This window comes from Ktedonobacter racemifer DSM 44963, from assembly GCF_000178855.1.
In the GTDB taxonomy this organism is placed as follows: Bacteria; Chloroflexota; Ktedonobacteria; order Ktedonobacterales; family Ktedonobacteraceae; genus Ktedonobacter; species Ktedonobacter racemifer.
In genome coordinates this window covers 1,924,824-1,937,479 of record NZ_ADVG01000001.1, presented here as the reverse complement: position 1 = coordinate 1,937,479, position 12,656 = coordinate 1,924,824, and the positions used below count along the sequence as shown (strand labels likewise).

Genomic DNA, 12,656 nt, shown 5'->3' with positions numbered 1-12,656 from the left:
GATTTCCGCGCATCCGGCTCTCCGGTTTCTTGTCGTTTCATGGAGGTAGGCATAACGCATCTCGCGCACCGCTCCATCTGCGACAATACTCCCTGCTTCCCTTCCCCTTGTATCAAGCATTACCTTGATCGTTTGAGTACTATGGAAGCTCCGTCGTCATAGGCTCGCACCCGTAGACGATCCCGCATTTGCGCACATCAAACGTTAAGTACGTTTAGGTGCCTCGTTCGTTTCCTTGAGCCAGTTCATTACTGGTCGTTCATTGGAGAGAGTATTCCACGCCCGCACTGAAAAGGCGTGTATTCCAATGACATCGCCACAGGTATGCTGCGATGAGCCAATGCTTAGACCACTGGAAACTGAGGTTCAGCCAGTCTAGGTTTCACCATACGTACAGGACTCGCGGTGCATCACACTACATACCTTCGCGTTTAACCGCTTTTCCGACATGCTATTTTCCTCTTTGAGTTTCCTCGCCAAGTAGGCCGAATGTCCTTGAGGTTATCACTCTCAACCCCATCTTCCTACGGAAGAAATTTAATGTACGCCGAAACGGCGCACTACCGCCGCATTCACATCAGCATGGTCCGTGTGACCACAGTGAGGGCAGGAGAAGGCATGACGTTTGCGCATCCCACGCAAGCCACAACGAGAACAATTCTTACTCGTGTAGGCAGGGTTTACCTGAGTGACACTCAGCCCACATTCCTGTGCTTTGTTCTCCACACAGGTGCGGATGAGGCGTCGTTGCCACAGCGACATTCGACGTCGAAGTGCCTTGCCCCTGAGCTTGCCCTTCTCTGGTTTGGGCATATGCAAGTCCTCAAGGACGAGCACGGCATTCTCAGGGGCAAAGGTGATCAGGTGCTTGGCTGTTTGTTGGGCAAAGGTGCGGGTACGATTGCGTTGTGTGCGACCAAGCCGTTTGAGAAGACGCCGAATACTGCGTGTATCCTTCTTCTCTGCCTTACGGGTCGCGTGTTTGCGCTGGAGACGAGTGCGGGTCTTGGCGGTACGTCGGTTTTTGACTTTGATGTCTTTCCCACTCACAAAGAGGGTGCGCCCATCGGGGTCAACGGCGACAAGGGCATTTGTCTCATTGAGGTCAATGCCTACCGGGAGAATGCCTTGAGGTTCTGGGGCGTCGAGCGTGAGCGTCACACGCCCAATGAGCTTGCCGTCGCGTTTGATGACCGTAAGGCTATCAATCTCAAGAGCTTTCTCAAAGGCGGTCTTGAAGTCTTGAGGAATGGAGTAGGTCAGATGTTTGCGCCCCGCCACGGTCCAGATGGAGAGGGTGCCGTCCCTGCGAAAATCAGCGTCACGCCCACGCTTTCCGACCAGGAACAACGCACGGGCGGGCTTTCTTGAAGAGAAAGGGGCGTTGTGCAGGTTTCTTGTTGGACGTTCCAGAAGCATAGGCGGCGGAGACAAGACGAATAGCAGAGATCGTCATTTGTGCCGAGAGCGAACCTTTCACCTGATGGTAACACGCCCGTTGCAACGCGAGAGCACCAAGAGGTTTCCCACCATTGAAACACGGTTCAGAGAGGGCATGTTGCACCTCCCGAAACCCATCAATAGTGTGCTCAAGGTCGCTGTCAGGCTCTATAACAATGGGAACGGTTCGTTGTATCTGCATACACACATTTTACCACTAAACGGTAGTAGTGTCCAATTGTACCTGTGGCATTCGCGGCAATTCCTCTCTACGGCTCAAGCCGAGGGCACCCTTGCCGCAATTCTGGTGGGGGTAGTGGTTTATTGGTCTGCGAGCACGCCAACGAGAAGCGTGGGCCTCAAGTCCATACCAGCATGGACCCTACACTCTCTAGTGGTTGCGCAGTTCGTGCGAAGCCGTGCGCGTGGTTGGTGGCAGGGTAAAGTAGAAGGTTGTGCCAATATGTTGATTATTCGTAAACCAGATACGTCCTCCATGCCGCGTGATAATTTCTCTGGTCACAAAGAGACCCAGCCCGATGCCCGAATATTGTTGGGTTGAGGTGTTGTGGACGCGGTAGAAGCGTTCGAAGATGTGGTCGTAGTGCTCGAGACTAACCCCAATGCCCTCATCAATGATACTCACCAGGAACTCCCCTTGCTGTCTTTGCAGGCGTACAGTAACCTTTCCTCCATTGGGGGAGTACTTGATCGCATTATCCAGAATATTGCCGATGACCTGTCCAATCCGCTTGCGGTCGGCAATGATACGTGTATCACGTGTCTGAATATCCAGGTAGAGTGTATGTTGCTCGGCGCTATTTTGGATGGTATGGACATATTCATTGAGCAGGTCGGTCAGGTAAAACTCTTCGTATTGTAGTTGTAGCTGGCCCCATTGGAGTTGTGAGAGATCCAGCAGATCATTGACCAGGCGTTCCAGATGCTCTGTCTGGCTCTGAATGATGTTCAGGCTGCGCAAGTCATAGCTCTCAGGCGGCTCGGGTGTGGGCAGAGGATTGAGTTGTGGAGGCGTGCCACGTAGCTTGCGCAGGCGTCGTTCAACGCGTCGTACCAGGTGTTGCGTATAGCCTTTGATCGCTGTTAGCGGAGTGCGTAGCTCATGTGAGACGACGGAGACAAACTCATCTTTCAGGCGTTCAACCTGTTTCATCGAGGTCACATCGTTGAGCACGGCCACAATCCCTATCGGGGGAGAAGTGACATCATCTGCGGCATAGAGTGGTGCGGCGCTCACATGGAGCGTCAATGGTACGGTTTCGTTACCCTCGCCAATAAAGAGTTCTTGATTCGTCACCGTTTTCCCTTGCAGGGCTTCTTGAGCAGTATCTGCCAGGCGTTCGAGCCAGGGAACAGCGTTTTCTTTAGCCAGTTCGTGCAGGGGGATGTTGAGTTGAAAATGGACATTCGCTTGCCCAAGCATATGCCTGGCGGATTGATTGAGGGAGGTAACCGCCCCTTCTGCATCGGTGATCAGCAGGCCTTCAGCCATACTGCGAATGACCAACTCCAGGCGCTGGCGCTCAAGCTCTGCTTGTCGCCAGAGTGCATTCTCCCGTTCGCGTAGACGCACATTCTCCAGTGCGATAGCGGCATAATCGGCGATCATCGCGGTAAGCTGGAGCAGGTTGGTGTCGAAGGCGCCGGGCTGTTCATCAAAGAGGCTAAGCAGTCCGATGATGTGGCTTTCGACCGTTAAAGGGATGTTGAGGCAAGAGCCGACGGTCTCTCCTGAGTCGCCTTTTCGCGCGCGAGGTTGTGCCAGTTCATCGGGGGCATCCAGGTAGGCGGTTGCCGCGAGTTGTTTCTCATCGATATGGGGAAAATCCATGACATGAGCCGCGCTGGTAATCCGGTGAATCATGGCTTCGAGCAAGGGTGTGCTCAGGGGATAGGATGGGATAATGAAGAGCTGGTTGGGAGGGCCTTTGAGCAAGATACAGCAGGCAGTGAAACTATAGATCTCTTGTAGGGCCGCAAGCAGGGCACGGTGGACTTGAAAGCGATCAAACGCCGCAACGAAGCGCTTTCCGATAGTATTGAGATATACTATCTCTTCACGGATATGAACCAGGCGATCCGCGTTCTGTCCAGTGGAAGAGCGAATCGCGCCTGCCTGGGATTGCATTTCCGATTGCACGCTGCTCTCCATGCTCTTTCCTTGCTGCTACTAGAGTTGCCGTAGTTGCTGGGTTACTTCCTCGTGCAGGTGTGGCACAATAAGGTCTCCTGTCAATTCTCGTAAGCCAGCGAAGCATTCGTCAAGAAGGTCATTGAGACCGATGGCGAGCTCGGTTGGGGTGACGCCTGAGAGTTCTTCCTGGATGGCAGATGGATGAATATCGGTATAAGGCCGTTTAATAAGACACCCAAGGAAGGGATGTTTATCCATAACTCTTTTGGCAGCTCCCTGAACCAGCACGCGCGTGGTCGCTCTCCCCAGATAGGGATAGACTCGCTTGTCAATCAGGCTGATGGCCTTCAGGAATGCCTCAGTAACTTGCTCACGAGAGATGGAAGAGGAGTTGTCAGGTAAGTATGACACTGTTCGCTCCCTTCACCTGTTGAAAAAAACGCTCTCCTTTTTTATTATAGCATAGTTGCCTATATATTGTAAGTGTATGGTACTTACAATGCTTGAGCCGCTTTCTGGCTTATACACAGCCTTTTAGTCTCTTCTGGCTTTTTTCAAATTATGCTATAGAAACATTGATAGATGCACAATGAAAAATGTTGAGACTATTCTTTTGATGAGATTGTGGGTGCTACTAGGTGCTACTATTTTAATGGAATAGTGGACCAAGGTGTGTGCTTGACTTCTCGCGCCTGCGGCCCTCGCCCAGGTTAAAGGATGGAATGCGGGATGGCAGCCCCCGGCTGCCATCCCGCATTCCATCCTTTAACCTGGGCGAGGTTGGATTTCTATCCTTAGCCTGGGCAAAAGTTCGCGTGTTGTATGCTTCTAGTATCCTCGTTAGAAGAGTCCGGAGACGTGTAGTAAGAGTACGACGGCGACGATGACCAGGATGAGCAGAAGGGAGAGTACCCAGAAGATGGGGTTACTCAGGGCTAGCATGGATGTGCCTGCGCCTGACAGGGCTGGCAGGTTTGAGAGCCGGTCCTGGCCTGCGGCCATCTCAAGGAAGCGTTCGCGCCCCTTCTCAAGCTTGGTCTGTTTCTCCTCGGCCTTTTCCTGAACATCATAGCGATCGCGTTGCTCATCAATCGCGAGGGCAAAGTGCTCGGCGCGAATCTGGAACTGGGTAGTATCCTGGGTGGGAAGCAGGGCCAGGCTATTAGAGCTGGCAGAGGTTGCGTGTAGCGCATTTGTGACATCGGCCGTCGCCGCTGCTTGAGCTGGAACAGTCGCTGGTTGCAGCGTATTGAGTTGGGGCGTGATCCATTCGCGCAGGGCGAGGAGGGCCGCGCGCCGACAGATGGCCTCGATATCCGCGCCGCTACGTCCATCGGTGAGACGCGCCAGCTCTTCGCTGGTCACTTCAGAGGCAATGGGTCGACCGCGCAGATGCACATCAAAGATCATGCGGCGCTCGTCTTCGTTGGGATAGCGCAGTTCAACGACCAGGTCAAAGCGTCCCGGGCGCAGGATCGCAGGATCGATGAGTTCCGGGCGGTTAGTTGCCGCCAGGACGATGACGCCTTCGCGCCCCTCAATACCATCCATTTCGGTGAGTAGCTGGGCGATCAGGCGGTCGCCGACGTTGCCATCCATGCCGCTGCCACGGCGGGGTGCGAGGGCATCGATCTCGTCGAAGAAGACCAGGCAGGGCGCGGCCTGTTTCGCACGCCTGAAGACTTCGCGTACGCCTTTCTCCGATTCACCAACCCACTTCGAGAGCAGTTCTGGCCCCTTGATGGAGATAAAATTCGCCTCACACTGATTGGCAAGTGCCCGGGCGATCAAAGTTTTACCCGATCCAGGAGGACCCGCGAGCAAGACGCCGCGTGGTGGCTCGACCTTGGCATTGGCATAGATGTCGGGATAGCGCAGGGGCCACTCGACCCCCTCGGTCAGGTTCTGTTTAATATCCTCCAGACCACCGATATCATCCCATGATGTTTCGCTGACCTCGACATAGACCTCGCGAGTGGTCGAGGGTTCGATCTCGCGGAGCGCGGCCTGGAAGTCAGCCATGGTAATACTCATGTTGATCAGGGTCTCATAGGGGATGTAGCCTCGCTGATAATCGATATGTGGAAGCACACGTCGCAAGGCAATCATGGCGGCCTCGCGGCAGAGCGCCTCCAGGTCAGCACCTACAAAGCCCGGCGTCAGTTGTGCCAGGCGCGCAAAGTCGATGTCGCTGGCCATGGCGGCATCCCGGCTGTGGATGTTCAGGATCTCTGTGCGCCCGCGTACGTCGGGAACGCGCAGGGCGATCTCGCGGTCAAAACGACCTGGGCGGCGGATGGCGGGATCCAGAGCATTGGGCTGGTTGGTCGCGCCAATGAGCACGATCTGGCCGCGAGAGGCCAGGCCATCCATCAGGGCCAACAACTGTCCTACGATGCGCCGTTCGACCTCGCCGCCGCTCTCGGCACGTTTAGGAGCCAGGGCATCAAGTTCATCGATGAAGATAATGCTGGGAGCCTGGCGCTGGGCCTCCTGGAAGACTGAACGCAGGCGCGACTCGCTCTCTCCATAGAACTTATTGATAATTTCAGGCCCATTAATGACGAAGAAGGCGGCATTGGTCTCGGCGGCGACGACACGCGCGATCAAGGTTTTGCCGGTTCCGGGAGGACCATAGAGCAAGACACCCTTGGGAGGCTCGACGCCAAGGCGATCAAAGACGGCGGGATACTTGAGGGGCAGCTCAATCATCTCGCGAATGCGCTGGAGCTCTTTGCCTAAGCCGCCAATATCCTCGTAACTGATAATCCCTGGACCATGATTGGTTGCGCCTCGTGACTGCGCTCGTACCAGTGTTCCTGGTTGGACCAGAACGGCCTCAACATCAGCTGTTGGCTGAGGTGGATCAATCGGGGGCAACTCGCTGGTGGCGCGTTTGCGCAGCGCATAGGCGGGTGTGGCTGGCGAGGTGTTGATAATCAGGAACTCGCGTGGCGAGGTTCCCGGCATGCCAATGCGCAGCAGATCGCCAATAGTGACAGGGAGTCCGACCAGGTAGCGGGCGATGTATTGCAGATCGCTCTCCTGGATTGGCGTTCCCGCGCTTAGTGGGAGGAGCGTGATCTTCTCCGCATCGCGTACTTTGGCCTTGCGGACCGTCACGCGCTCACCCAGGCCAGAGGCGCAATTCTGCCGTACCTGGCTATCCATCTGGATAGTGGGCTGGCCGCGATCAGTGAGCGCGCTGGGGACGACCTTGGCCGCGGTCGTGCGTGAACCCGTAATCATCACGATATCCCCTGCTTTACAGCCCAGGCGCGCGATTTGTGATGGATCGATGCGTGCGACACCTCGCCCGACCTGGAGACCCTCAATCACCGTGAGCTGGAGCGCATCACTGCTCGCTTCAGTGACCTCTTGCGCATCAAGGGGCCGCGTTGTCCCGCGGGTAGTGGTTGCCTGTACGGTTGTATGTTCTTGTTCCTTGGGAAGCTTGGTTGTTGTAGTGGTTTGGGGAGCACGATTCTGCTCAGTGCTGCCAGTGTCCTGTGACTCCGCCATAGAATATAAAGCCCTTTCTCAGCCACGAAAATACTCTTGCTTCGTAGACATTCAGATCTCTCTGTAGTAGCTTACGAAAGTGCGCAAAAAAAGTTGAATTGTCTTCTAACGTCTGGTACCAGGAAGGGCTACATAGACAAAATGGGGAGGAGGAGGAAAAGCCGCCAGGAGCGCGAAAGATGGCAGAATGGGCGCTCCTGGTTCTGCTTCAGGGTTAGCGGCGCGCGTTCCAGAGGGTGGTGTGAGCATCGACGCTTGAGGTGCGTCCAGCCTCGACGATGGTGCGGCGCAGGAAATAGCCACCTATCAGCACGAGCAGCGAGATGAGTAGACCCTTGCCACCACGCGCCCGCGTGCGCCGTGGTTTCTTTCCACCCAGCAGGGTGAGTGATTGCAGAAGCCAGGGGAGCACCAGGCCACCACCTATCATAAAGCTCCAGAAACGCCGACCTTGCTCCTGGGGACCAGTGCCGACGAGAGGGCGTGCGGCCCGACCAGAACCGCGTAAGAAGCTAAAGATCTCCAGAGCCTCCAGGCTCATAGCCACCCACTCAATCTTTTCCAGTTTATGCAGAGTCCGCGTAGGCGCGCCTATGATGCGCAAGATAAGCGAGATCAGGGCCGCACTGGTGGAGAGGGCGGAGGTGAGGAAGATTGCCCCCAGGCGCTTATCACGTGACCAGAGGGGAATGCTGGTAGCTGTAAGCAGGACGCCTGAGTAGCTCCCCAGGAAGAAGGCCAGGGCGACACCAGGAAGCGCGAGTAGCTTCTGGGGCAAGGCCGCGAGCACACGCGCTCCCCACCACTTGCCAAGCAGGCCATCGCGTGCGGCCTGGATGGTCGCGGTTATACCGCTAAAGAGGGAGAAGCCAAGCAGGCACCAGGTCCCCATGGACATGGGTGACTTGACTTTGAAGACGCGCAGCATATGTAAGAAGCGCTCCGGGCGTCCCAGGTCTTTGATTAGAAGCGGTGGACAGGGCAGCAGAGCCAGCAGCGCAAGGTAGTATCCTGTGCGCACTACCACGCGATCCTCTTTGCTACCAAAAAACGAGGCAATGCTGGCTAGAACATAGCAGCCAGCCGCGAGACCTCCAAAGAAGAAGTACCAGATAATCTCGGTACTCCAGAAGGATTTCGTGAGCACGGGATAGTCATAGTAGGTTGGCTCCTGGCTCTCTTTAACTGGATCAGGCTCATACCCGGTCGTCAGCGTGGCCAGGCGCTCAAAGAGCGTGTCTGTATCGTTCATGTTAGCTCTCTACTCCACTAGTCTTTCTGCTGAAAGAAGAGCATACTCGCCAGGCCTAGCACGAGCGCGGCCAGAATCGACCAGAGAGACGCGACTGGCACATTATTCATGGGGCGCGCTGGATTGCGAGGCAGGTTATAGACCTCAGGCTCTTCTAAAAGTAAGAAGAAGGAATTGAGGCCACCATCAAGGATCTGGTCATCGACGCCGTAGAGGCGTGCCTCCTTGACCCCGTGCTTCTTCAAGACACCCAGGCGCTCACGCGCACGCTCTTTGAGCTGCTCGACCTCGCCAAAGGTGATGGAGTCAGTGGGGCAGGCCTTGGCGCAGGCGGGCTCCATATCGTCTTTCAGGCGGTCGTAGCAGAGGGTGCACTTATGGGCGGTATGGCTTCCGCCATCGTCGCGCGCGATCACGCCGAAGGGGCAGGCAACCGTGCAGTAGCCACAGCCATTGCAGATATCCTGCTGCACATAGACGGTATCGAACTCGGTGCGGATGATTGCGCCCGTGGGGCAGGCCTCCTGGCAGGGAGCGTTGGCGCAATGCTTGCAGACATCGCTACGCATAAGCCAGCGCTCATTATTGAAGAAGGGCAGCGCCGTTCCGGGTGGGGTCTCAGGCAAGATGCCTTCGAACTTTGCCGCGGCGATTTTATCTTCGAGTGTCTGTACCTCAAAGAGTGGAAGCTCCGGGACAGGTTGTCCAGCATGGCCATTGCTGGCGGGTTCAACGCGGTCGATCTGCTCGATAAACTGCACATGGCGCCAGGTATGCGCGCCAAGGTGCGTCGTGTTATCGTAGCTGGAGCCGCTCCACTGGGCTGGAGGCGGCGTTAACTGGTTCCACTGGCGGCAGGCCACCTCGCAGGCTTTACACCCGATACAGATACTGGTATCGGTAAAAAAGCCCATCGTTGCCTGCTGTGGTGGCGGTGTCTCCTTATGGAGCGGCTTGAACATATTTAAGAGCACAGGCGTCCCCGACCGTCGTTTAGCGACGGTGGGTTGGACCAGTGTTGTGTTGGGTGTGGTTTCAACGACCATTCGAGTCCTCCTCGTGGAGGCGTCCCGGGCGAATATTACAGGTAAACGCCTTGGCCTCTTCAATACTCACATTGGGTTCAAGCACCATATGGGTCAAATCATTGGTGATGCTGCCCGTGCTCTTGCCCTGGAAGCCCCAGTGGAAGGGCAGACCAATCTGGTGAATCTGACGTCCCTGGATGCGCAAGGGGCGCATCCGGCGTGTGACCATGGCGCGTGCCTCAATCTCGCCGCGTGGTGTACTGATCACCAGCCACTCACCATGCTTGACGCCGCGTTCAGCGGCCAACTCAGGGCTGAGTTCCGCGAAGAGTGCGGGCTGAAGCGCGTTAAGCCAGGGCATCCAGCGCGTCATGGGACCGCTGACATGGTGCTCGGTTAGGCGATAGGTCGTAATCACGATGGGATAGCGCTCATCGCCAACTGCCGCGAGCGGGTTGCCTGGGCGACCCTTGAAGTACTTGGCGGTCGGATTACTCTGCTGCTTGTAGAGTTTATTATGCACGGGCGACTCAATCGCCTCGTAATGTGTGGGCAGTGGTCCATCCTTGAGGCCAGAGGGGGCGAAGAGCCAGCCTCGCCCATCGGGCTTCATGATAAAGGGATCGCTACCGGCAATGGCATCCATTCCCGTGGCGTCAGGGGCCGGAACATAGTCTGGCCGCTTGTTTACAGGAAAGTCGGGGATATCATAGCCAGTCCACTGCTGCTTCTCTTCGTCCCACCAGATGTACTTCTTCCGTTCCGACCAGGGACGACCCTGGGGATCAGCCGAGGCACGGTTATAGAGAATACGGCGGTTGGCGGGCCAGGCAAAACCCCATTCCAGGTTGGTGGGACCGCCAGGTGTGCGGGAGGCCGCGCGGTTCCTCCCTGGCTCGGGATAAACGCCGCTATAGATCCAGGAGCCACAGGCCGTGCTTCCATCGGCCTTGAGCGCCACAAAATTGGGCACGTGAGGCGCGTCGTGCAGCGTATATGCGCGCTCATCGACAGGCTCCCCCTCTTTGGCGGGCTTACGCACGTAGTAGCCGTTGATCTCTTTTAAGACGAGCTGGACATCGGGTTCATCAAGGATGCGCGAACCCGGCTCGGGTTCTCCACGCTCATAGTCCCAGAGGAGCGTTTGCAGACCACGATCTCTGGCCTCCTTGCTCTCGGCATAGAGTTCTTTGAGGCGCTTGCCCAGGTGATAGGCAAACCAGAGATCCGAGCGCGCATCCCCAGGAGGATCAACGGCCTTATCGCGCCACTGCATCAGGCGTTGGGTATTGGTAAAGGAGCCTTCCTTCTCGGTAGAGGCGGCGGCAGGTAGGAAGAAGACCTCGGTCTTGATCTGCGTAGGATCTACCGGCCCGGGACCCTTATACCAGTAAGCGGCGCTCTCCACCTCGTACAGATCGCGCACGACCATCCAGTCAAGCTGCTGCAAGGCTTTACGTTGCAGGCGCGCATTGGTGCTGCCCGCGGCTGGATTCTGGCCAAAGAGGATATAGCCCTTGACCTTCCCATCCAGCATGGCATAGGTCGTGGCCAGGTGCGAGTGGTCGCCAGTAATCTTGGGGAGGTAGCGATAGCCGCTATCGCTCTCCTGATCAAGGACGGTCTCCTCGCCATACCAGGCGGTGAGCAGGCTCTTGATATAGGCCGGGAAGTTGACCCACCAGCCTGTCTTCTGCCCGGAGGTGGCAATATACTCCTCCAGCGTATTCTGGGCTGGCACATGCGCCGTACTCGACTGAGCCCCTTCCAGGCGTTCAGTGGTCTGTGTTTGAGGCATGGCTGCTGGCTGAGGCATATAGCCTGCCAACAGGTCATAAAGCGTCGGGACGTCGGTCGAACCCTGGATAGAAGCATGACCGCGCAGGGCTAGAATGCCACCCCCGGGACGCCCAATATTGCCCAGCAGGAGTTGCAGGATGGCTGCCGAGCGAATGATCTGCACGCCCTTGGATTGCTGTGTCCAGCCGACCGCGTAGCAGAGCGCCGTCGTGCGCTCGCGACCCGAGTTGTGAATGAGTTCCTGGGCCACCTGGAGCCACTGCTCACGGGGAACGCCGCAGACCTCCTCAACCATCTCAGGGGTATAGCGCGCGAAGTGGCGACGCATTACCTGGAAGACGCAGTTGGGATGCGCAAGTGTGGGATCTTGTAAGGGCTTGCCATGCTCATCGCGCTGGTAGTCCCAGGATTTCTGGCTGGTGTAGGTCCCACTCTCGGCGTCATAGCCGGAGAAGAGCCCATCAAGCTCTTCCGTATCTTGAAAGTCCTCGCGTACCAGCATGGCGGCATTGGTGTAGTGCTGCACATACTCCTTGAAGTACGACTCGCTTTCGAGCACATGACGAATCAGCGCGCCCAGGAAGACGATATCGCTGCCCGCGCGAATGGGGAGGTGCAGGTTGGCCAGGGCCGAGGTGCGCGAATAGTGTGGGTCGATATGGATGACCGTCGTACCGCGTTCCTTGGCTTTGACTACATTGGCGAATGCTACAGGATGAGCCTCCGCCATATTGCTGCCCATGATTAAGATGCAGTCGCTCTCAACGAGATTCTGCGGGAATGACGTGGCGCCGCCACGTCCATATGTTGTACCCAGACCGGGCACAGTCGAGCTGTGTCATATACGGGCCTGGTTCTCAATCGATACAATGCCCAGGCCGCCGGAGAGGAGCTTTTTGATCAGATAATTCTCTTCAACATCCAGCGTTGCCCCGCCCAGAGAGGCGATGCCCTGGGTATGATTGACCTCGCGCCCATCATCGAGGCGTTCGACAAAGGTCTCGTCGCGCGTCTGCTTGACCAACTGTGCGATACGCTCCATGGCCCAGTCGAGGGAGACCTCTTCCCAGTGATCGCTGTAGGGCGTGCGGTGAAGGACCTTGGTTAAGCGACTGGGGTTAATTGTGTATTGGAAGGTTGCTGAACCCTTGGGGCAGAGCGTGCCATGATTGATGGGGCTCTCGAGGTTACCCTCGATATCAAGAACCTTGCCATCTTTGACATACACATTTAAACCACAGCCGACCGCGCAGTAGGGGCAGACACTGTGGACAAGCTTGGCGTCGCGGATACGTGGGGCCTTACTCAGGCTCTCCTTGCTAAAGGATTTTGTATTTGCGCCAACTTGCAGAAGCTCGGTAAAGGCGGATCGCACCGTCTTTGGCAGAGAAGTATGTTCATCCATTCTCATTTGTCCTTTGAAAAAAGTGCAAAGCTGCTGCCAGTGGATAGGGTGTGA

General features: G+C 56.5%; 8 protein-coding genes. All 8 read right to left on the bottom strand.

Annotation, left to right across the window (positions count from 1 at the left end; all coding sequences use genetic code 11):
- Window positions 1-537: 537 nt before the first annotated feature.
- Window positions 538-1,350 (bottom strand): RNA-guided endonuclease InsQ/TnpB family protein, encoded by an 813-nt coding sequence (locus KRAC_RS08500; RefSeq protein ID WP_040442163.1) that lies wholly within the window; start codon window positions 1,348-1,350, stop codon window positions 538-540.
- A complete protein-coding gene (locus tag KRAC_RS70970; protein WP_040442160.1) occupies window positions 1,322-1,642 on the bottom strand; it encodes a hypothetical protein in 321 nt (106 codons plus the stop codon). The genes KRAC_RS08500 and KRAC_RS70970 overlap by 29 nt, the downstream gene beginning before the upstream one ends.
- Window positions 1,643-1,831: 189 nt before the next feature.
- Entirely contained in the window at window positions 1,832-3,601 is a 1,770-nt protein-coding gene (locus KRAC_RS08490; protein WP_169460872.1) for an ATP-binding protein, read from the bottom strand.
- A gap of 30 nt (window positions 3,602-3,631) precedes the next feature.
- The gene (locus tag KRAC_RS08485; protein WP_007906073.1) at window positions 3,632-4,006 is read right to left on the bottom strand and encodes a hypothetical protein; all 375 of its coding nucleotides are present in this window, start codon (window positions 4,004-4,006) and stop codon (window positions 3,632-3,634) included.
- Between the two features lie 429 nt (window positions 4,007-4,435).
- Window positions 4,436-7,117 carry a CDC48 family AAA ATPase gene (locus KRAC_RS08480; RefSeq protein ID WP_007906072.1) on the bottom strand — a complete coding sequence of 894 codons (2,682 nt, stop codon included), beginning with the start codon at window positions 7,115-7,117 and terminating at the stop codon, window positions 4,436-4,438.
- Between the two features lie 214 nt (window positions 7,118-7,331).
- Complete coding sequence (nrfD, locus tag KRAC_RS08475; RefSeq protein WP_007906071.1) at window positions 7,332-8,369, bottom strand: NrfD/PsrC family molybdoenzyme membrane anchor subunit; 1,038 nt, start codon at window positions 8,367-8,369, stop codon at window positions 7,332-7,334.
- 17 nt (window positions 8,370-8,386) lie between these two features.
- Window positions 8,387-9,415, bottom strand: a complete 1,029-nt coding sequence (locus tag KRAC_RS08470) for a 4Fe-4S dicluster domain-containing protein (RefSeq protein WP_007906070.1) — start codon at window positions 9,413-9,415, stop codon at window positions 8,387-8,389.
- Complete coding sequence (gene fdnG / locus KRAC_RS08465; protein WP_274532087.1) at window positions 9,405-12,602, bottom strand: formate dehydrogenase-N subunit alpha; 3,198 nt, start codon at window positions 12,600-12,602, stop codon at window positions 9,405-9,407. Before fdnG ends, KRAC_RS08470 begins: the two co-directional genes overlap by 11 nt.
- Window positions 12,603-12,656: the final 54 nt, after the last annotated feature.

Bases quoted from the DNA above. Each gene is read 5' to 3' on its own strand.
- KRAC_RS70970 (WP_040442160.1), bottom strand. From the start codon at position 1,642: ATGCAGATACAACGAACCGTTCCCATTGTTATAGAGCCTGACAGCGAC.
- KRAC_RS08480 (WP_007906072.1), bottom strand. From the start codon at position 7,117: ATGGCGGAGTCACAGGACACTGGCAGCACTGAGCAGAATCGTGCTCCC.
- KRAC_RS08470 (WP_007906070.1), bottom strand. From the start codon at position 9,415: ATGGTCGTTGAAACCACACCCAACACAACACTGGTCCAACCCACCGTC.
- nrfD (WP_007906071.1), bottom strand. From the start codon at position 8,369: ATGAACGATACAGACACGCTCTTTGAGCGCCTGGCCACGCTGACGACC.